The organism is Amycolatopsis ponsaeliensis (assembly GCF_030182635.1).
GTDB lineage: Bacteria > Actinomycetota > Actinomycetes > Mycobacteriales > Pseudonocardiaceae > Amycolatopsis > Amycolatopsis ponsaeliensis.
Genome location: NZ_JAPZLD010000007.1, coordinates 286,915 through 307,261, shown reverse-complemented (window position 1 = coordinate 307,261; position 20,347 = coordinate 286,915). Strand labels below are relative to the sequence as shown.

At 69.8% G+C, this 20,347-nt stretch carries 18 protein-coding genes and 1 pseudogene; 10 read left to right on the top strand and 9 right to left on the bottom strand.

Features of this window, described 5'->3' with window-relative positions; translation table 11 throughout:
• Both QQ657_RS13690 and QQ657_RS13685 read left to right on the top strand, forming a co-directional pair.
• A pseudogene (locus tag QQ657_RS13690) lies at positions 1 to 194 on the top strand (hypothetical protein); the annotation flags it as partial.
• 17 nt (positions 195 to 211) lie between these two features.
• Positions 212 to 442: a hypothetical protein gene (locus QQ657_RS13685; protein WP_284742476.1), complete on the top strand. Its 231-nt coding sequence runs from the start codon at positions 212 to 214 to the stop codon at positions 440 to 442.
• A gap of 5 nt (positions 443 to 447) precedes the next feature.
• On the opposite strand, the gene QQ657_RS13680 is transcribed toward QQ657_RS13685, so the two are convergent.
• Positions 448 to 672: a hypothetical protein gene (locus QQ657_RS13680; protein ID WP_284742475.1), complete on the bottom strand. Its 225-nt coding sequence runs from the start codon at positions 670 to 672 to the stop codon at positions 448 to 450.
• 425 nt (positions 673 to 1,097) lie between these two features.
• Here QQ657_RS13680 and QQ657_RS13675 point away from each other — a divergent pair, with 425 nt between their 5' ends.
• Positions 1,098 to 1,685, top strand: a complete 588-nt coding sequence (locus QQ657_RS13675; protein WP_284742474.1) for a TetR/AcrR family transcriptional regulator — start codon at positions 1,098 to 1,100, stop codon at positions 1,683 to 1,685.
• Here the strand turns inward: QQ657_RS13675 and QQ657_RS13670 are convergent.
• Positions 1,678 to 2,514 carry a mycofactocin-coupled SDR family oxidoreductase gene (locus QQ657_RS13670; protein WP_284742473.1) on the bottom strand — a complete coding sequence of 279 codons (837 nt, stop codon included), beginning with the start codon at positions 2,512 to 2,514 and terminating at the stop codon, positions 1,678 to 1,680. The genes QQ657_RS13675 and QQ657_RS13670 overlap by 8 nt on opposite strands.
• A gap of 35 nt (positions 2,515 to 2,549) precedes the next feature.
• Positions 2,550 to 3,746 carry a cytochrome P450 gene (locus tag QQ657_RS13665; RefSeq protein WP_284742472.1) on the bottom strand — a complete coding sequence of 399 codons (1,197 nt, stop codon included), beginning with the start codon at positions 3,744 to 3,746 and terminating at the stop codon, positions 2,550 to 2,552.
• 138 nt (positions 3,747 to 3,884) lie between these two features.
• Between QQ657_RS13665 and QQ657_RS13660 the strand changes: the two genes are divergently transcribed.
• A complete protein-coding gene (locus QQ657_RS13660; protein WP_284742471.1) occupies positions 3,885 to 6,206 on the top strand; it encodes a xanthine dehydrogenase family protein molybdopterin-binding subunit in 2,322 nt (773 codons plus the stop codon).
• On the opposite strand, the gene QQ657_RS13655 is transcribed toward QQ657_RS13660, so the two are convergent.
• The 3 genes from QQ657_RS13655 to QQ657_RS13645 are packed head-to-tail and all read right to left on the bottom strand — an operon-like array spanning position 6,180 to position 9,008.
• The gene (locus QQ657_RS13655; protein ID WP_284742470.1) at positions 6,180 to 6,665 is read right to left on the bottom strand and encodes a (2Fe-2S)-binding protein; all 486 of its coding nucleotides are present in this window, start codon (positions 6,663 to 6,665) and stop codon (positions 6,180 to 6,182) included. The two genes, QQ657_RS13660 and QQ657_RS13655, sit on opposite strands and share 27 nt — an antisense overlap.
• Positions 6,658 to 7,533 (bottom strand): FAD binding domain-containing protein, encoded by an 876-nt coding sequence (locus QQ657_RS13650; RefSeq protein ID WP_284742469.1) that lies wholly within the window; start codon positions 7,531 to 7,533, stop codon positions 6,658 to 6,660. Before QQ657_RS13650 ends, QQ657_RS13655 begins: the two co-directional genes overlap by 8 nt.
• Complete coding sequence (locus QQ657_RS13645) at positions 7,530 to 9,008, bottom strand: aldehyde dehydrogenase family protein (RefSeq protein ID WP_284742468.1); 1,479 nt, start codon at positions 9,006 to 9,008, stop codon at positions 7,530 to 7,532. The genes QQ657_RS13650 and QQ657_RS13645 overlap by 4 nt, the downstream gene beginning before the upstream one ends.
• A 163-nt stretch (positions 9,009 to 9,171) precedes the next feature.
• Between QQ657_RS13645 and QQ657_RS13640 the strand changes: the two genes are divergently transcribed.
• Positions 9,172 to 9,999 carry an SDR family oxidoreductase gene (locus QQ657_RS13640; protein ID WP_284742467.1) on the top strand — a complete coding sequence of 276 codons (828 nt, stop codon included), beginning with the start codon at positions 9,172 to 9,174 and terminating at the stop codon, positions 9,997 to 9,999.
• Positions 10,000 to 10,009: 10 nt separating this feature from the next.
• On the opposite strand, the gene QQ657_RS13635 is transcribed toward QQ657_RS13640, so the two are convergent.
• Both QQ657_RS13635 and QQ657_RS13630 read right to left on the bottom strand, forming a co-directional pair.
• Positions 10,010 to 10,723, bottom strand: a complete 714-nt coding sequence (locus QQ657_RS13635; protein WP_284742466.1) for a class I SAM-dependent methyltransferase — start codon at positions 10,721 to 10,723, stop codon at positions 10,010 to 10,012.
• Positions 10,720 to 11,865, bottom strand: a complete 1,146-nt coding sequence (locus tag QQ657_RS13630) for a glycosyltransferase family 4 protein (RefSeq protein WP_284742465.1) — start codon at positions 11,863 to 11,865, stop codon at positions 10,720 to 10,722. Before QQ657_RS13630 ends, QQ657_RS13635 begins: the two co-directional genes overlap by 4 nt.
• A gap of 508 nt (positions 11,866 to 12,373) precedes the next feature.
• Here QQ657_RS13630 and pgfA point away from each other — a divergent pair.
• From pgfA to QQ657_RS13605, 5 genes are all read left to right on the top strand, one after another.
• The gene (gene pgfA / locus QQ657_RS13625) at positions 12,374 to 13,345 is read left to right on the top strand and encodes a cell envelope lipid trafficking protein PgfA (protein WP_284742464.1); all 972 of its coding nucleotides are present in this window, start codon (positions 12,374 to 12,376) and stop codon (positions 13,343 to 13,345) included.
• A complete protein-coding gene (locus QQ657_RS13620; protein ID WP_284742463.1) occupies positions 13,342 to 14,097 on the top strand; it encodes a class I SAM-dependent methyltransferase in 756 nt (251 codons plus the stop codon). The genes pgfA and QQ657_RS13620 overlap by 4 nt, the downstream gene beginning before the upstream one ends.
• A gap of 74 nt (positions 14,098 to 14,171) precedes the next feature.
• Positions 14,172 to 18,320: an alpha-(1->3)-arabinofuranosyltransferase domain-containing protein gene (locus QQ657_RS13615; protein ID WP_284742462.1), complete on the top strand. Its 4,149-nt coding sequence runs from the start codon at positions 14,172 to 14,174 to the stop codon at positions 18,318 to 18,320.
• Positions 18,317 to 19,615 (top strand): hypothetical protein, encoded by a 1,299-nt coding sequence (locus QQ657_RS13610; RefSeq protein WP_284742461.1) that lies wholly within the window; start codon positions 18,317 to 18,319, stop codon positions 19,613 to 19,615. The genes QQ657_RS13615 and QQ657_RS13610 overlap by 4 nt, the downstream gene beginning before the upstream one ends.
• Entirely contained in the window at positions 19,605 to 19,868 is a 264-nt protein-coding gene (locus QQ657_RS13605) for a Trm112 family protein (protein ID WP_284742460.1), read from the top strand. The genes QQ657_RS13610 and QQ657_RS13605 overlap by 11 nt, the downstream gene beginning before the upstream one ends.
• Here QQ657_RS13605 and QQ657_RS13600 read toward each other — a convergent pair.
• Complete coding sequence (locus tag QQ657_RS13600) at positions 19,844 to 20,347, bottom strand: MarR family winged helix-turn-helix transcriptional regulator (protein WP_284742459.1); 504 nt, start codon at positions 20,345 to 20,347, stop codon at positions 19,844 to 19,846. The genes QQ657_RS13605 and QQ657_RS13600 overlap by 25 nt on opposite strands.

Sequence of the window (20,347 nt, the reverse complement as noted above, 5' to 3'; positions counted from 1 at the left end):
TCAGGTTCTTCTTGGTCGACGAACCAACTACCGGAGACCTCACCTATGTCGACCACCGACACGCCCAACTTCAGCTCAATCTGCCCGAGACGACTTCGATACAGGCCCTAGGGGATTCGACGGTTTGTGCGCGCTCCACGCGGGCGATGCCGGCCACGCGCACGGCTGCCTTGAGTGTTCGCTCGAGTCGTTGAGGACATCGCGGTAGGCCGTGCAGCGCGGCATCGTGACCTCCGACCTCGCGCTAGCACATTTGAAGCTAGGCGACCCGCGCGCATGCGCCGCGGAGCTGCACGACGCCATCGACGTGGCGTCGGCGACGGGAGGCCAGGTGGCCACGCAGCGGGTTTGTCTTGTCTGGCAGGCGCTTCGGCCATGGCGGACCGAGGACTTCGTCGCCGAACTCGACGAGCACCTGCACGACGCCTTGATCGGTCGCTGACGAGCCTACGACGCGAGCCGCAGAGGCAGCCCGACCGGAGCGAGCGAGTGCTCGGCCAGCCCTCGGGCCAGCAGCGGCCAGCCGATCCTGTGCTGATCGAACAGCACGGTGTACTCGCTTGCGCGACCCTCGTGGTCGAGCAGGTAAGTGCGTGCGAACGGGATGCCCAGGTTGGCGAGCCCGTCACTGCCCAGGTCGGATCTTCGACCGTCCCGTCGGGTCGGGCGCACCAGGCGTGCGCGGCGCAGAGGTGAGGGGCGGCGAGGGCGAACCCCTCGACGTAGGTGAGACCGTAGGCCTCGCTGTGCAGGCTGGCGTTGGCATAGCAGCGTCGCGCAGGCCCTCGCTCCGCGCCGGAAGGCAGATCGGTGGGGTGAACCATCGGCCCTGGTCCAGCAGAAGCGCCTCGATGCTGGAGTAACAGCTTCCCGGAACGCCCGGATAGATATCAGCGCGGTCTCGCAGCAAGGCCGTCAGCTCGGTCTGCCGCTGTCGTAGATCCGGCATCGCCTTCTCGACCGTCACCGGAGGCATAATGCCCGATGCGCATCAGGCTGCGTAAGGGTGTGGCCCCGCCAGACCGCGGAGTTCACTGTTCGGTCTGGACTACGCTGATCGAGACACGTAGGTCGAGCGGCAGTGGAGGTTCGAGCGCATGGCAACGCCACGCCGGATCGGCGCACCGGACGCCAAGAACCGAGCCCTGCTGCTCGATGCCGCCGAGCGGCTGATGCTCGAGGAGGGCTATGCCGCCGTGACGTCGCGGCAGGTGGCCGCCAAAGCCGGGTTGAAGCCGCAGCTCGTGCACTACTACTTCCGGACTATGGACGACGTCTTTCTCGCGGTGTTCCGTCGCCGGGCCGAGGAAGGGCTCGCCCAGCAGGCCGAGGCCCTCGCCTCGGACAGGCCGTTAAGAGCGCTTTGGGAGTTCAGCACTGAGACCGAGCGCACCGCGTTCACAATGGAGTTCGCGGCTCTGACCAACCACCGCAAGTCGATCCGCGCCGAGGTCGCCGAATACTCCGCGAAGTTCCGCGAGGCGCAGCTGAAGGGGCTCACCGGCGTGCTGGAGCGCTACGGAATGTCCGCCACGGACCTGCCGCCGGCCGTTTTCGTCGTGCTCACAACCGCCCTCGCGCGCGTGCTGGGTATGGAAGACATGATCGGGTTGTCCGCGGGGCACGCCGAGACCGTCGCCTTTGTCGAACGGTGGCTCGACCGCATCGAAGGGCCGGTCACTTGAGCATGGCTCCCGCGTCCACGGGGAGCGGGACGCCGGTCAGGTAGCGGCCCTCGTCGGAGACCAGGAACAGGATCGCGTTGCTGACGTCGACCGCCTCCACCCAGGGGATCGGCAGCACGTGGGCCATCTGTGACAGCGGCGCGAAGTCGTCCTGGGTCGGGTTCTCCAGGTCCGGCCGGAACATCTTGTACGTCCAGTCGTTCAGCAGCAGCGGCGTGCTGACCTGGGTCGGGTGCACCGAGTTGACCCGGATGTGGTGCTGGCCCAGCTCGATCGCCAGCGTCCGCATCAGGCCGACGACGGCGTGCTTGGCCGAGACGTAGTGGCCGATGTTGGGGTTGGCCTTCAGACCGCCGACCGAGCTGGTGAGCACGATCGACCCGCCGCGGCCGCCGTCGATCAGGTGGGGGATCGCTGCCTTGGCCGTGTGCCAGACCCCGGTGAGGTTGACGTCGATGGTTTCCTGCCAGATGTTCTCGGGCATCTGGTGCACCGGGTCGCCGCTGCTGCCGATACCCGCGTTGGCGAGGACAATGTCGAGCCGGCCCAACTTGGCGACCCCGTCGTCCACCGCGGCCTTGAGGGCGTCGTAGTCGCGGACGTCGACCTGAGTGGTGACGACTCGGCGGCCTTCCTTCTCCACCAGCGCTGCGGTTTCGGCCAGATCCTCGGGGGTGGCGAGCGGGATCGTCACGCTGTCGAGCTGCGCGCAGACGTCGACCGCGATGATGTCGGCGCCCTCCTGCGCCAGCCGGACCGCGTGACTGCGGCCCTGGCCGCGCGCCGCGCCGGTGATGAAGGCGACTTTGCCTTCGACTCGTCCAGGCATTTCTCTCCTCGATTCCGGTGGTCCGAAAAGGACGGTCAGGCGAGCACGAGCGGCAGGGTCTCCCAGCCGCGCACGGTCGAGGTCCGGGCCAGCTTCGCCTGGTCCCAGTCCACGTCCCACGCCGGGAAGCGCTCGAGGAGCTCCTCGGTCACCACCCGGCCTTCGAGGCGCGCGAGCGCCGCGCCGAGGCAGTAGTGGACGCCGTGCCCGAAGGTGAGCCGCTGACCGGCCGGCCGGTGGATGTCGAAGCTCTCGGCATCGGCGAAGCGCCGAGGGTCGCGGTTGGCCGAGGCCACGATGAACAGGATCGCGCTGCCCTCCGGCACGGTCTGCCCGTGGAACTCGGTGTCGGAGTTGACATAGCGGCCGATGAACGGACCCGGCGGCTCGAGCCGCAGGACCTCCTCGACGACCGCGGGCACCAGGGCGGGATCTTTGGCGACCTCGGCGAGCTGGCCGGGGTGCCGGGCGAGGGTCGAGCCGGTCCAGCCGATGAGCCTGCCGGTCGTTTCGTTGCCCGCACCCGCGACGACAGTGAGGTAGGTGAGGATCTCGGCCGACGTCAACGTCCGGCGATCGCCGTGCTCGTCCACGAACTCGGCGTTGATCAGTTCGGTCATCACGTCGTCGGACGGATTCTTGCGCCGCCAGGCGATGTACTCGACGAAGGTTTCGTTGGACAGCACCGCACCGCCGCGCAGGTCCATCTTGCCGCCGGCCTCGGTGCGCAGGCTGGTATCCGCGGAGTCGCGGATCGTCTCCTGGTCGGTCTCCGGGATGCCGAGCAGCATCCCGAGCACCCGCATCGGCACCTGGTCGGCGACCTCGGTGACGAGGTCGAACCGCCCGGCGCCGACGAGCGGGTCGAGCACGCGCCGCGTGAACTCGCGCACCCGCGGCTCCAGCGCGGCGATCCGACGCTGGGTGAAGACCCGCATGAGCAGCTTACGGTGGATGTCGTGCACCGGCGGGTCTTCGAAGATCAGCGTGCCCGGCGGGATCTCCACGCCGGACTTGATGAGTTCGAGGATGGCGCCGCGCGAGGACGGGAACGTCCGCCAGTCCGGCAGGCCGCGTTCGCAGTCGTCGAACCTCGACACGGCGTAGAAGTCGTGTTCTTCGTTGTAGTAGAGCGGTTTCTCCTCTCGCAGCCGCCGGTAGACCGGATAGGGGTCGGCGACGAGCGCGGTGTCGTAGGGATCCCAGTGGACGTCGTTGTCTGGGGTGCTCACGGGCTTTGCCTCCCGGATGCGAGTCCTTGACCGGCCGAGCGGCGCGGTGCTAGACAGGCGTTCAGCATGGATGCTGAGCGACTGCACAGCAATGCTCCATTCGGGGCTCTGCCGGAACTTCCGCCGGAAAGGCACACCATGACCGAGATCGCGGCCAGGTACGTCGGCAGCCGGGTGCACCGCGTCGAGGACGCGCGACTGCTCACCGGGCACGGCACGTTCGTCGCGGACGTGACGCGACCGCGGATGCTGCACGCGTGCTTCGTGCGCAGCCCGTTCGCCCGGGCCCGCATCACCTCGATCGACCCCTCCGCCGCGCTCGGACTTCCCGGCGTGCACGCGGTTTTCGTCGCCGGAGATCTCAACCCGGACGTCCGCGAGGCGTGGTACACGTCGATGGGCAAGGACGTGCCGGACACCCCGCGGCCGCCGATGGCTTCCGGCGAAGTCCGGTTCGTCGGCGACCTGGTGGCCCTCGTCGTCGCCGACAACGCCTATCTGGCCGAGGATGCCGCCGAACTGGTCGACGTCGACTACGAACCACTGCCCGCGATCGCGGACTACACCACGGCGGAGAATTCCGAAGCCCGGGTGCACGACGCGTATCCGGACAACGTCGCCGGTCAGCTGGCGGGCGCACCCTCGGCAGCGGCCGCGGAAGAGTTTTCCTCCGCCGCGCACGTGGTCGAGGCGACCATCCACCAGCAGGGTTATGCGGCCGTGCCGATGGAGACCCGGGGCATGGTCGTCGAATGGGAGGCGGCCGGCGGTGAGCTGACGATCTGGGCGGCCACCCAGGCACCGCACGAGGTGCGGATATTCTGCGCGCGGCTGCTGGGCATCCCCGAGCACAACGTCCGCGTGATCATGCGCGACACCGGCGGCGGGTTCGGCCAGAAGGTCGTTCCCCAGCGCGAGGACATGTGCCTGATGCTGGCCGCTCGCAAGGTGCCCGGGGCGCTGCGGTGGATCGAGGACCGCCGCGAGAACCTGCTCTCCGCGGGCAAAGCCCGCCAGGAACACGGCCTGGCGAAGCTCGCGTTCGACGCCGGTGGCTCGATCCTCGCCGCGAGCATCGACCACGTCCAGGACGTCGGCGCGTACCCGACGCCGTGGCCGGTCGGCTCGTCGAGCGCGGTCGGAATGTTCTTCCCCGGCCCGTACCGGGTCCCGGCGGCCACCTGGTCGACGAAGTCGGTGTTCTCCCACACCGGCGGCCGCACCGCTTACCGCGGCCCGTGGCAGTTCGAGTCGGTGGCTCGCGAGGTCCTGCTCGACATCGCCGCGCGCCGGATGAAGATGGACCCGATCACCTTGCGGCGCAAGAACCTCTTGCGGCGCGACGAGCTGCCGTGGGTGAACCCGAACGGGATGCCCTACGACCACATCGCGCCGCTGGAGGTGTACGACCACGCGTTGGAGATCCTGCGGTACGACGAGTTCCGCGAGTGGCAACGCGCCGCGCGGGCGGAAGGGCGGTACCTCGGCGTGGGCACGTCGAACTACGTCGAGCCGACCGCCGCCGGGATGGGCTTCTACGCGACCGAAGGAGCCACGATCCGGATCGAGCCGTCCGGCAAGGTGAACGTCTACGTCGCGGGCGGATCGACCGGCAACAGCCTGGAGACCACCGTGGTCCAGCTGACCGCGGACGCGCTGGGCGCGGACATCACCGACGTCGGCACGATCCAGGGCGACACCGCGGTGACCCCGTTCGGCGCCGGCACCGCGGGCAGCCGCAGCGCGTCGATGACGGCGGGCGCGGTCGAGGTCACCGCCGAGATCCTGCGCAAGAAGATCGTCACGCTGGCCGCCCATCGGCTCGAAGCCGCCGAGGAGGACATCGAGGTCGTGGCGTCGCGAGCGCAGGTGCGCGGCACCGGTACGCCGGGCGTCACCTTCGCCGAGCTGGCCAAGGTGGCGTACTTCGAGCCCTACGCGCTGCCGCCGGGCATGCCGGCGGGGCTGGAGGCGAGTTCGAGGTATTCGGCGCGGAGCCCGATCCTCTGGGCGAACGCGGCCCACGTGTGCACCTGCGAGGTCGACGTGACGACCGGAAAGGTGACGCTGCTGCGGCACATCGTCAGCGAAGACGTCGGCCCGATGATCAACCCGAGTGTCGTCGAGGGCCAGATCGCGGGCGGCACGGTGCAGGGCATCGGCGGCGTGCTGCTGGAACACCTCGTGTACGACGACGACGGGAACCCGCTCACGACGACGTTCGTGGACTACCTGCTGCCTACAGCTGCCGACGTGCCGGTGATCGAGTACGGCCATCTCGAAGTCCCTGGTCCGGGTCCGGGCGGTTACAAGGGGGTCGGGGAAGGCGGCGCGATCGGCGCGCCGCCCGCGGTGATCAACGCGGTGGCCGACGCGCTCGCGCCGTTCGGCGCGGAGATCACCCGGCTGCCGCTCTCCCCGTCGTCCATCGTGTCACTGCTCGACGAGGTCCGCGGCTGACGCGGCCTTCCGCGCGGCCTCGAAGATCCCCTGGTAACCGGTGCAGCGGCACAGGTTACCGGACAGGCCTTCGCGGATCTCGTCGTCGCTGGGCCGGGTGTTCTCGCGCAGCAGGGCGGTGATCGACAGCACGAACCCGGGGGTGCAGAAGCCGCACTGCAGGCCGTGGCAGTCGCGCAGCGCGCTCTGGACGGGAGTGAGTTCTCCCTGCGGTGACGCGATCCCCTCGATGGTCGTCACCGCGCATCCCTCGGCTTGCACCGCGAACACCAGGCAGGCGCGCACTGCCTGGTCGTCGAGCAGCACCGTGCAGGCACCACAGGCACCGTGCTCGCAGCCGAGATGCGTGCCGGTGAGCCCACATTCGTCACGGAGGAAATCCGCGAGTGTCAGGCGTTCTTCGGCGAACTTGCGGATCCGCCGTCCGTTGACGGTCAGTTCGACGGCTCGTTCAGCCATGCGTCGCCTCCTCGGTGGCTCGGCCCCAGGCCCGCGCGACCATCGAGGCGCAGACCTTCCGGCGGTAGTCCGCCGTACCCTGCAGATCCGATGGCGTGTCGTCCCAGCCGGACGCGGCCAGTTCGCCCAGCTCTCGTGGATCTACTTCGGACAGAAGGACGCCGGTGGCCGAATGCTCGGCCTGGCGTGCTCTCTTGGGTGTCGAGCCCATGCCCATCAGCCCGATCGCGCAGCGTCGGACACGGCCGTCCTCCGCGACCTGGACGCCCAGCACCGCGCCCGCGATGGCGAAGTCGCCGTGCCGGCGTGCGAACTCCTCCACGGCGAACCCGCAGCGTCCGCTCCACACGGGGAATCTTACGGCGACAAGCAGTTCGCCGGGTTCCAAGGCCGTCGACCACAGCCCCGTGAAGAACTCGCTCGCCGGGATGGTGCGCTCGTCGGCGAGGGAGAGGACGTCGAACTCGGCGTCGAGCGCCACGGCGACCGCGGGGTACTCCGCCGCCGGGTCGGCGTGGGCGAGCGAGCCGCCTACGGTCCCGCGGTTGCGGATCTGGAAGTGCCCGATGAACGGCGTCACGCGGGACAGCAGTGGCACCGAGGTACGCAGGTTGTCGTCGCGGCCGACGGCCGCCTCGGTGGTGCCGGCGCCGACGCGGACCGCGTCGCCGGTGCGCCGGACGCCCTGCAGTTCGGGCAGCCGCGAGATGTCCACGAGGTGGTCGAAGTAGGCCAGCCGCAGTGACAGCAGCGGGACGAGGCTCTGTCCGCCCGCGAGGACCTTGGCGTTTTCGCCGAGCTTTCCGAGCAGCGCGACGGCGTCCGTGGCACGGTCCGGCCGGTGGTAGGCGAACTTCGCCGGCTTCACCGGGCGTTCCAGGCGATGGTCTTGGTCTGCAGGTACTCGTCTAGGCCGAACTCGCCCCACTCCCGGCCGAGCCCGCTCTGCTTGTACCCGCCGAACGCGATCCGGGGGTTCACCCCGCCGCCGCCGCCGTTGAGCAGGACGCTGCCGGCGCGGATCCGCGTGGCGAGCTCGTATGCGGTCGCCGTGTCCGCGCTCCAGACGGCAGCTGCGAGGCCGTAGGGGCTGTCGTTCGCCATGCGGACGGCTTCGTCGTCGGTGCGGAACGGGATCATGACGCCGACCGGGCCGAAGAACTCGGTCTGCGCGATCGTCATCGAGTTGTCCACACCGGTGAAGAGCGTCGGCTCGAGGAAGTAGCCCTTGTCGAGCCCGGCCGGGCGGCCGCCACCCACGGCGATCCGCGCACCCTCTTCCTCACCGGTGCGGATCAGCTTCTCGACCTTGGCGCGCTGCGCTTCGCTGATGAGCGGGCCCATCGTGGTGGATTTGTCGACAGGGTCGCCGACGGTGACACAGGCGAGGCCCGCGAGGATCCGTTCGACGAGTTCGTCGTGGACGGACTCGTGGACGATCGTCCTCGTCAGCAGTGAGCAGCCCTGGCCGGCGTGCACGGTGATCCCGGCCAGGGCCGACCGGGCGGCGCCGTCGAGGTCCGCGTCGGCGCGGACGATGCTCGGGGACTTCCCGCCGAGCTCCAGGATGACCTTCTTCAGCGAGCCCGAGGCCTGCGCGTAGATCATGCGCCCGACGGTGTCGGAACCGGTGAAGCTGACGAGATCCACCATCGGGTTGGTACAGAGCTCCTGCCCGGCTTCGACGTCCCCGGTGACGACGTTCAGCACGCCCGGTGGCAGCCCGGCCGCGTCGGCGAAGTCGGCGAGCAGCAGGGACGACAGCGGGGTGGTGGGCGCCGGCTTCATCACGGCGGTGCAGCCGGCCGCGAGGGCCGGGATCAGCTTCATCATGCTGAGGAAGAACGGGAAGTTGAACGCCGGGATCAGCGCGCAGACGCCGTAGGGCTCCCGGCGCAGCTGTCCCTGGGAGATGCCCGTGCCTGGCGTGATCATGGCTTCCATCGGGCGGCCCCAGCCGAAGGCGGGCAACACGTGCTCGGCCATGTCGCGCAAGTGCGCGATCGGGACGCGGGTCTGGAGAGTCTCGGCCAGCCCGCGGACCGAGCCTGCCTCGGTCATGCTCACCGTTGCGAGCTCCGGGAGTCGGCGTTCCATCTCTTCGGCCATGCGCAGCAGCACCGCGGCGCGGGCCGCGGGCTTCATGCGCGGCCAGGGTCCTTCGTCGAACGCCTTCCGTGCCGCGGTGATCGCTTGCCGTACGTCGGCGAGCGTGGCTCGGGGGACCTCGCCGATCGGTTCCTCGGTCGCCGGGTTGAGCACGACCTCACGCGCGTCCGCGCTGCCGTCGGTGCGGTGGCCGCCGATGTAGAGCTGCGAGGAGAACGGGTGCGTGGTCGTCATCGGTCGGTCTCCCTCGCGTCCGGGGCACGTCGTCGTGCCGACGAGCTTACGGCGTCGCAAGGCCGTTGTCTGTATTTAAGGATACTTAATTATGTCTTGGATGGTCGTCAGATGGTAGCTTCGGGCCGATCGAGGGCAATAGAGGCTCAGGGAAAGGAAGTCGATGTCCGACCATCGACCGCTTGCCGGTCGCACCATCCTGATGTCCGGCGGCAGTCGCGGGATCGGCCTGGCCATCGCGCTGCGCGTGGCCCGCGAGGGCGCGAACATCGCGTTCGTCGCCAAGACCGACAAGCCGGACCCGCGGCTGCCCGGCACCATTCACACGGCCGCGGCCGAGATCACCGCCGCCGGCGGCAAAGCGCTGCCGATCGTCGGGGACGTGCGGGACGAAACGTCGGTGACCGACGCGGTCGCTCGGACCGTTGACGAGTTCGGCGGCATCGACGTCGTCGTCAACAACGCGTCCGCGATCTCCCTCGCCGGCTTCGGCGACGTGACCGCGAAGCGGTACGACTTGATGCTCGACATCAACGCGCGCGGGACCTTCGTGCTGATCTCGGCGGCGCTCCCGCACCTGCTCGAGTCGCGGACCCCGCGGGTGCTCACGCTGTCGCCGCCGCTGAACCTCGATCGGCGCTGGCTCGGGGCACACGCGCCCTACACCGTCAGCAAGTACGCGATGACCATGCTGACCCTCGGGTTGGCCGAGCAGTACCGCGAGCAGGGGGTCATGGCGAACTGCCTGTGGCCGCGCACGCTCATCGCGACCGCGGCGGTGAAGAACATCATCGGCGGGGCCGACGGCATGCGCACCGCCCGGTACCCGGAGATCGTGGCGGACGCCGCGCACCTCGTCCTGGCCGGATCGGACTCCGGCGAGTGTTTCATCGACGAGGACGTGCTGCGCGCGCACGGGGTCACGGACCTCTCCGGCTACCGCGACGACGGCACCTCCGAGGATCAGCTCACGAGCGACCTGTTCGTCTGACCGGCGTGCATCACCGTGTCGCGCGGACCAGCAGGATGGACGCGGCGGCTGGCCAGGCGCAGAACACTCGGTCGAGCGGGCGCAGGGGGCGGGGCACGTCGTGGTAGCGCGCGCCGGACACCTCGATCCGTCCGAACCCGTTGGCGGCGAGCAGTTCGACGAGGGCGCGCCGGGTGAACGGCCGCAGGTGGCCGACGACCTCCTGGCCCGGCCGGCCGTGGATGCCGCGCAGGCTCACCTCGGAGAAGATCGGCTGGACGCCGGTGAGCAGCAACATGCGGTTGTACCAGGCCGCGAGGTTCGGCGTGGACAGCAACAAGGTTCCGCCCGGCCGCAGCACCCGGTGGGCCTCTTCGAGCGCGGCGTCGGTGTCCACGAGGTGCTCGATCAGCTCGCTCATGATGACGACGTCCATCGTCGCGTCGCCGAACGGAAGCCCCGGCGGATCGACATCGGCGCCGACCAGGTGGAACCCGTGCGCCCGGGCCAGGCCCAGTGCACGGGTCGACCAGTCGGCGCCGATCACGTGGTGGCCCACCGCTTCCCGGGCGGCCAGGGCGGTCGCGACCCCGTCGCCGCAGCCGACGTCGAGGATGCGCTGGGTGCTTGGCGCGCTGACGAGCACTTCCTTGAGGAGGCGTACCTGCCTTCGTGCCCGGTCGGGACCGGAGCTGATCGGCACGGCCGGCTTTTCGTAGAAGCTCTGCAGTGAGCTGGTGGTCATCGTCCGTCGGCCTCCTCGATGGCCTCCTGAATGACTCCCTCGAACCGGTCGACCGCCGAGGACCACCGCAGCCGGCCGGCGAACCTCCTGGCGGCGGCACCCATCCGCTCGCGGCGGGCGATGTTCAGCGCCAGTGACGCCCAGGCCGATGCGTACTGGCTGCCCGTGCCGGCCAGCACCCCGGTCTTTCCGTCGAGTACTGAGTCGCGCAGCCCCGGTACGTCGAACCCGACGGTCGGGGTTCCCCGGGCCGCGGCCTCTGTGACGACGAGGCCCCATCCCTCCATGAGAGCGGGGTGCAGCAACAGCCATGCGGCCGACAGCAACCGTGCCTTGTCCTCTTCCGCAACGAATCCGGCGAAGGTGACGCCTTCGCCGGCGACCCGTTCCAGTCGTGCGCGGTCGGGACCGTCACCGGCGATCACGAGCTCGCCGCCGGTCACCGGACGGACCCGCTCCCACAATCGCAGTACCACGTCCAGGCGCTTGTACTCGGCGAGCCGGCCCAGGGCCAGGAACAGGGGAGTGGCCGAACGAGGGTGGTGGGTGCCGGGTGGCTCGACCCCGTTGCGGAGCAGGCGGATCCGGTCGCGCTGCACTCCGATGCCTTCCAGGTCCGACGCACTCGACTCGGACACCGTGAGGAACAGGTTGCCGGCGTGCACGCGCGGAAGCACGACCCGTTCGGCGAACCGGCCGACGGTGGACAGCGGTGGCGGGTAGCGCAACGACCACAGGTCGGTGTGCACGTGGTTGACGAGGCAGATCGTGGGGCGGCGGCCCCACAACGGGGTCAGGTATGGCAGGCCGTTACAGACCTCCACTATGACGTCGCAGTCGTCCACCTGGCGCCGGTAGGCCAGCGGGGCGAGGGCGAATTGGCTGAGCGAGCCGCCTGCGCGGATCACCCGGTACGGCCGCGGTCCGGCCGATCCGCCGCACAGCAACGTCACGTCGTGCCCGCGGGCGACCATGCCGCTTGCCAGCCGGTCCACGAGCAGTTCGGATCCGCCTGCCCGGGGGTTCGCCAGATCGCGTCCGGCGACGATGACGATCCGCCGCCGCCTCGGCCGCAGTGGCAGGCGGATCGGCTCCGCTGCCGCGGTGGCGGCGGAGCCGGTTTCGAGCACCGGCCTGAACATGGTCCTCCATCTGCGCCGACGGTTTTGTCACGGGATCACCAAGCCGGAGGCGAAATCAAATCGATTCTTCGTGAAAAATGCTAAGTGAGTACGGCCGCTGCGTGACCGGTAAATGATACGAAAGACTTCGTGGATGCGATCACAGGCTGCCGTAGGTGAACAGTGGCGCGTTCGCGGGCTTCGGTGCGCCACTGGCGGAAGTAGTCACAATCAGCGCTGTGACCAGTGCCAACAGGCAGCCGAGTAGGAGAGACAAGATCGCGCGGATCGGCCATCGGCTCATGAGTCGTGATCCTTTCCAAAGTGAGATTCGCGAGAAACGGTGCCCGTTTTGCCGGGATCGGCGACGGCTTTGGTTTTTGCGTATTCCAGCTGAGCATCCACCTTGACATCGTGTCAAGGCGACCCCTAAATTGCACCAATCACAGCTGTGGCCGCCGAGTCTGGCCCGCGCGCTGAATCCATGTCAGTGACGACAGGGAGTGTTATGTTGCGCCGCTTACGACGTGTGTCCGGGCACCCGCGGACCGGCCTCGCGTTGATCGTCCTCGGAGCGTTCTGCCTCACCCTGGCACCGCTGGTGCCCTGGTACGTGCTCCCGCGTCTCGAGCAGACGCCGACGGACATCAACGTCACCAACACACAGATCGCCACCGGGAGTGTCTTCGACGGGACCGGGCTGAAAGGGCCGACGAAATTCACCATCAACGTGCGGCTGCTCGGCGACGTCGATGCGGGGCAACCCGACGGCGTCGCGGTCTGGGACATCTCGACCCAGGTCGACACCCCGGACACGGCCGGCTTCCACGATCCCCGGCTCGCGATGAGCTGGATGGTGGAGCGGTACGTCTTCGACCGGCACACCAACGAACCGGTGCACTGCTGTGGCGAGAACCCGGTGCACGAGGGCAACGCGTTCCTCAAGTTCCCGTTCCACGTCACCAAGGGCACCTACCACTACTGGAACCCCTTCGTGAAGAAGGCCTTCCCGGTCACCTACGCGGGAGACGTGACGCTCGAGGGTCACACGCTGTACAAATTCGTGGGCAGCGTCCCGGCGGCCAAGACCGGGACCCTCCAGCTGCCGGGCTCGTTGATCGGCATGCCTGACCGGCCGGGCCTGGTTCAGGTGGACACCTACTACCGCGACGACGGCGACGTACTGCTTGTCGACCCGGCTTCGGGCAGCCCGGTGTCGGTTACCCAGAAGTCGACGACCACGGCGCGACTGCCGGGCGGAACCACCGATCTGCTGACGCTGTCCACGCTGACGGTCGCCCCGTCGGCCGACGTCGTGCACGCCACCCTCGCGCAGGTCGTCGCCGGGGACGAGACCCTCGACACCCTCGGGACCACGGTGCCCATCGGTTTGCTGGCGGCCGGCTTCGTTCTGCTGGTGCTGGGATTTGTGGTGAGTGTTCGCGCTTCACGGCGGGCTCGGCGCGAGGCGCGCACGGAGCTGGTCGAGGTAGGTTCGTGACCGTCTCGCAGACCCCTGTCGGCGGCCTGCGGCGCTCGATCAGGCTGTTCCGCGCGTTCCGCGGCGAGCAGACCCGGCCGGAACACTTCTACTCGGTGCTGGCGCAGGACACCGTCCGGCAGCTGTCCGGGTACTGCGCGCTGGCCGGCGGCACGGTGCTGGACGTAGGCGGTGGCGCGGGGTACTTCGCGGACGCCGTGCGTGCGCAAGGCGCCGGCTACCACCTCGTCGAACCCGACCGGCGCGAGCTGTCCGCGCGGGGCCAGGTGCCGCCGGGCGCCGTCGTCGGCGACGGCTACTGGCTGCCGTTCCGCGATGACGCGGTCGATGTCTGCGTCTCCTCGAACGTTCTCGAGCACGTGCCGGACCCAGGCGGCTTCCTCGACGAACTGGTGCGGGTGACCCGTCCCGGCGGGATCGTCTACGTGGCGTTCACCAACTGGTATTCGCCGTGGGGCGGCCACGAGACGTCGCCGTGGCACTACCTCGGCGGCGAATACGCGGCACGCCGCTACACCCGAAGACACGGTAAACCGCCGAAGAACCGCTTCGGGAAGACACTGTTCCCGATCCACATCGGACGGACGCTGCACCTGGCTTCGGGCCGCCCGGACGCGGAACTGGTCGACACCCTGCCCCGTTACCACCCGCGCCCGGCCCGGGCCCTGCTGCGCATTCCCGGCCTTCGCGAGCTGCTCACCTGGAACCTTCTGCTGGTACTCCGAAAGACGAAGCGAGAGCCCGTACGATGACCATGCCGACGACGCCCCTGAACGCGGCTACCGGACCCGACGACACGACCCGAAGGTGGCCTCCACACTCCGCGGTGGCCGAACCGGACGATGCCGCCCCGCGTCCGGCCCGCCGCTGGTGGCTGCTCGGCGCCTGGCTGCTGATCCTGATCCTGTTCGTGGTGAACAGCCCCGGCAAGATGGTCTTCGACACCAAGCTCGGAGTGAACGTCGATCCGGCCGGGTTCTACGGGCAGCTGGGCCACCTGTGGAACCCGCTGCAGTGGTTCGGGGGGCTGCAGAACCAATCCATCGGCTACGCCTTCCCGATGGGCACCTTCTCGCTGCTCGGTCACATCGCACACCTCCCGGTCTGGATCGCCGAGCGGTTGTGGATGTCACTGCTGATCGCCGCCGGGTTCTGGGGTCTGCTCCGGCTCGGCGAAGCACTGCGAATCGGCTCGCCCCGCACCCGCCTGCTCGCCGCCGCGGTCTTCGCCCTGTGGCCGACTTACACCATCCTGGTCGGCTCGACCTCCGCCGCGGTGCTGCCCGGTCTGCTCGCGCCGTGGGCGGTGCGTCCCCTGGTACAGGGCGCGCGCGAAGGTTCCACCAAGCTCGCGGCCGCGCGGTCCGGGGTCGCGGTGCTGTGCATGGGCGGTGTCAACGCCGCGTCCACCGTCGCCGCGCTCGTCTTGCCGGCCCTCTACATCATGACGCGCACGCGGGACCGGCGGCTGCTGTCGCTCGGGCTGTGGTGGCTGCTCGCTGTCGTGCTCGCCACGGCCTGGTGGGTGGTCCCGCTCCTGCTGCAAGCCTCGTACGGCTTCGACTTCCTGCCCTACATCGAGCAGGCCGCCAACACCAACCAGACGACCTCGGCGGCCACCGTCCTGCGCGGCAGCGGCAACTGGGTCGCCTACCTGCACTTCGGCAACGCCTGGCTGGCCGCCGGGTGGGCGGTGGTATCCACCCCGCTGATCGTCGGCGCGTCGACGATCGCGGCCGCGACAGGACTGGCGGGCCTGGCCCGGCGTGACCTGCCGGAAGGCCGGTGGCTGCGGCTGTCCGCCGGTCTCGCCGCGCTCGTCCTGCTGGCCGGGTACGCCGGCCCGGTGGGCGGGCTCTTCGCCAGCACAGTGCAGCACTGGTTCGACAGCGCACTCGCGCCGTTCCGCAACGTCTACAAGTTCGAGCCGGTGCTGGCCGCGGTGCTGACACTGGGCGTCGCCCACGTCCTCGCCCGGCCGGTCCGGCAGCGGGCCGGGCGCAGGGCGCGCTCCGGACGAGCGATGCCGAGCCGGATCCTCGCGGTGCTTGCCGTGGCGGCGGTGCTGATCGGGCTCGGACAGCCGTACCTGAGCGGGCGGATCCTGCAGGACGAGCCGTTCGCCGCGGTCCCGTCCTACTGGACCGACACGGCGAACTTCCTGGCTCAGCACTCACCGACGGCACCCGCGCTGGTCACCCCGGCGGACTCCCACGGCACCTACGCCTGGGGCACTCCGGTCGATGAACCCCTGGAAACGTTGGCGAAATCGCCGTGGGTGCAGCGCGACCTCGTCCCGTACTCCGGTCCGGGTTCGCAAGCGATGCTGAAGGCCGCCGAGGACGCGCTGGAGTCGGGCGGCCCGCAGCCCGGGCTCGAGTCCTTCCTGGCCCGCGCCGGCGTGCATTACGTGGTGGTACGCAACGACCTCGATCCCACGCAGCTGGACTATGTCTCACCCGACGTCATCCACACGACGCTCCAGCTGTCCGGTTTCACCCGGGCGGCGTCGTTCGGTCCGCAGCTGACCGGCGGCCGCATCGGGTCCGGGACCCCGCTGACCGCGGCCGCGATGCTCCGGCAGTACCCGGCGGTCGAGATCTTCGCGACGCGGACGCCGACGCCTCCCAGTCCGGTGACGATGCGGCCGGTCGATTCGGCGTTGCTGGTCAACGGCGACCCGGGCACTTTGCTGCAGCTCGCCAACCAGGGGACGCTCGGCGACCGGGCGGTGCTCATGAACGGCGACGCCGGGGGAGAGGACAAGCCGGGCACTCAGGTGGTCACCGACGGGATGCGGCGTCAGGACACCGCGTTCGGCCTGATCCGGGACAACACCTCCTACACTTACACCAAGGACGGCACCAACCCGGCGGACGATCCCCACGGCGGCGAAGGTGCCCCGCCGCGGCAGCTCGTGCCGGACTACGCCACCGGCAACCAGACCGTCGCCGAGCTGTCCGGCGCCGCCGGCGTCTCCGCGTCCTCCTACGGCTCGTGGTTTTGGAAGACACCCCAGTTCGACCCCGTTAACGCCTTCGACGGCGACGCGACGACGGCGTGGACCGAAGGCCGGCCCGACGGCGCGGCCGGACAGTGGCTGCAGATCGACTTCGACCAGTCGCTGGACCCGCCCGCCACGGTGCCGATCCAACTGCTGGACGACAGCTCGTTCCGGCCGATGATCCGCCGGGTGGTCACGACGACGGAGGCGGGCAGCGCAGCCACCGAACTGGCTGCCACCGGCTTGCCCCAGCCGTTGCAGGTTCCGCGCGGGCATACGTCGTGGCTGCGCGTCACCGTCGACTCGACGAGCGGGGGCGCAGCCGAGCTGGGCGCCGGTATCCGGGAGATCGCGATACCCGGCGTCAAAGTGGCCCGATACCTGCACGCCGCGGATGTCTCCGGCGCCGGACCCGGTGCGTCGACAGTGGTCTCCTTCCATCGCGACGCCGTCTCGCCGTGGCCGCTGGCCGGCGGGCAGCCGGAACCCCGGCTGGCGCGGACGTTCGACACGGACACGGCCCAGCACATGACCGTGTCGGCGACGGCGGTTGCCGTGCCCGGCACCGCACTGGACTCGCTGCTCGACCGGCCCCCGGCACCGAACGGCGGCCTCACGGCGACCGCCAGCTCCAGCTGGGGCGCTCTGCCCCAGTTCCGCTCCGGCAACCTCGTCGACGGCAACTGGCGGACCCCGTGGCTGGCCGGCGGACCGGACCCGGTGGTGCACCTGCGCTGGACCGGGATGCGCACCATCGACGAGCTCGTGCTCGTCCCCGCAAGCGGTATCGCCGCCACGCCGACCAAGGTCCGAATCAGCGGAACCGGTGGCACCCGGGAGGTCGCGGTGCCCAACACCAGCACCAACCCCGTGCCGTCCACCGGTGACGTCAAATTCGAGGCGCTGACCACCGATCACCTGGACATCAGCTTCCCCGGCGTGTCGCCGTCCAGTTCGGACGACTCGGCCCTCGGCGCGAGCGTGGCGCCGGCGGTGGGGCTGGCGGAGCTGTACGCCCCGGCGCTCACGGACCTCGCGGTGCCTGCTCCGGACGCGAACACGCCGGTCGAACTGCCCTGCGGGCGAGGACCGGACCTGGTCATCGACGGGAAGACCTACCCGACGTCGGCGAAGACGACCCCGGCCGACCTGGCGGATTTCCGGCCGGTCGAGCTCACCGTCTGCGCCGCCCGAAGCGGTGTGGATCTCCGCGCTGGACGGCACGTGCTCTCGTCGGCGGGCGACCCTGGTCCACTGGCGATCACCGATCTGACCCTCACCAGCGCCACGACCACGCACGCGGCGAATGCGACGCAGCGGGAGGCGCGCGTGCAGTCGTGGGAACCGGAGCGGCGGCAGGTCGCGGTCGGCGCCGGAGCGGCGTCGTATCTGCAAGTGCACGAAACCTTCAACGCCGGCTGGACGGCTAGTCTCGACGGGAAACCGCTCCAGGCGATCGAACTCGACGGCTGGCAACAGGGTTTCGTCGTCCCAGCCGGTGCCGGTGGCACCGTGACGCTGTCCTTCCCACCCGGCACGCTCTACCGGGTCGCGCTGATCATCACCGGCGCCGCTGCCGTGGGCCTGGTCTTCGCCGCACTGCTGGGCGTGATCTGTCGCCGCCGGTACAGCAACACCGAGCGGATCATCGACACCGAAGCCGGAGTGAGCCGCGGCGGAGTCTGGGTCGCGCTGGCCGCCGTCACCGCACTGTTGGTGATAGTCGGCGGTTTCGCGGGGTTGCTCGTGCCGCTCCTCGCCGGGCTGGCGTACCTGAGGCCGCGCTGGCTGCCGGTGGTCGCGGTCGTCGCGATGCTGGGCGCGGGCGTGTTCGCGATCGCCGGGGTCGTGTCGCACGGCGTGACCGCCGGGGGCGGTGCGCTGGGCGGTCCCGCCCAGGTGCTGGCGCTCGCCGCGCTGGCCGCCGCCCTGACGCCGCAGTTGCCTCGCCGTGCTGGTGCGCGGTCTTGACCACCCGGGTGCCGTTCACGCCGGTCGACGAGCTCGGCTGCTGGCTGGACGGTCCGGGTGAGCCGAACAACGTGCACCTCGAGGTGCACGTCGCCGGGCACTTGGACCCGGCGCGCCTGGGGGAGGCGGTGGGGGACACGCTCACCGCGCACCCTCTCGCCCGGGCGCGCCGGGCGCCGCACCGCGGCCGGCAGCGGAGGCTGGAGTGGGAGGTCCCGGACCGGCCGGGAGCCACGCTCGAGCGGGCGCGCTGGAGCACCCCCGAAGAGCTGGCCAGGGGGCAGCGGCACCTACTGGCCGCGGCGCCCCCGCTCGACACCGCACCGGTACGGGTCCAGCACGCGGTGGGCCCGGACCGGGATGTGGTCCTGCTCAGCGCCCACCACGCGGTCCTGGACGGTCTGTCCTGCCTTCGACTGCTCCGCTCGATCGCCCGCCGCTACGCCGGAGCACCGGATCCGGTGCCGGCGAACCCGTTGTCCCTCCGCGTTCCGCGGAGTGGGCGTGATCGCCCGCCGAGGGTGTCACGCCGTCCTCCGACGCGGATCGCGGCCGACCGGGGACGGCCGCTGCCGGGGTACGGGCTTCTGCGCCTCGTGCTGCCCTGCCGTCCCCGTACCGGCCCGAGCCCCGGCACGGTCAACGACGTCCTGATTGTCGCACTGGCCGTGGCGATCGCGAGCTGGAACAGCGCACACGGCGCCGACGCGAGAAACCTGCGCATCACGGTGCCGATCAACGCCCGCCCACCCGGGCTGGACGGCGAGCAGCTGGGCAATCTGTGCCGGCTGGCGAGCATCGCCGTCCCGCCGGGTAATAGTCCACGGCGGACACTCGCAGACGTCATCACGCAGACCTCATGGGCGAAGAACCACAGCGGGCCGCAACTCGGCCTGGTCACCCGGGTCCTGGCGGCGCCGTGCTACCCGGTGGCCGTGCGGGCTCGCCTGGTGCGTCTGGCCCATCGGTTCGGTGCGCGGCGGTTCAGCGACACCTCGCTGGTGTCCAACCTCGGCAAGGTGGGCGAGATGCTCGAATTCGGGCCGTCGGCACCGGTCGCGGGGCTGTGGTTTTCGACGCCCGCGCCGATGCCGCGTGGCCTTTCCCTCGGCGTGCTCAGCCTGCGAGACGAGCTCCACCTCTGCTTCCGCTACCGGCTGTCGCTCTTCGACGATGCCGCGGCCACACGGTTCGCGGGATTGTTCCGCGAGTCCTTGGCGGTCATCGGCGACCCGCGCTTCGAGGGGCCGCTGATCGGCAACCATCCACAAGGGAGGGACCACCGTGGCGCTTGACGAACGGCTTCTCAGCGTGCTCGTCTGTCCCATCGACAAGGGTGCTCTGCTCTACTTCGTCAGCGACGCGATCCTGTACAACCCTCGACTGCGCCGGTTGTACCGTGTCGAGTCGGACATCCCGCTGATGCGCGCCGACCAGGCACAGCCGGTCGAAGCGGACCAGCATGGACGCCTGGTATCTCGTGCGCCCACCGAAGCTGTCACGACGCTGGATCTTCCGGTCGCTCACCTGCTGGCTTCGGCGGGGTGAGCGAGCACAGGGAAATGGGTTTCGATCTCCGTGTTGAGCCCGCCGAAGAGCCGGATGACGTTGCGGCGGTCTTCTTCCGTCCAGCCATCGAGCACCTCGGCCAGCCACCGGTTGCGCCGCTCGCGGGTCTCTTCGAAGACCAGTCTGCCCTCGGCTGTCACTGCCAGCAGGAAGGCCCGCCGGTCCCGGGGGTCGGCTTGGCGCTCGACCAGGCCGAGCTGGACAAGTGAGCTCGACTGCCTGCTGATCGTGGAGATCTTCGCGTGCAGCGATCCGGCCAGCCGGCTGGTGCGCTGTGCGCCCTCGCGGACGAGGGCGAGGAGGATCGCGTACGCCGCACGCTCGATCCCGTCGGACCCCGGTTCGGTGGACCGGTACTTGACCTTGTCGAACGACCTGGACAGGCGAACGAGTTCCCGGTCGAGTCGGTCGGCCAGGGCCAAGGCGGCCTTCGGCGCCGGGGCGGTCCTCACGTGCAC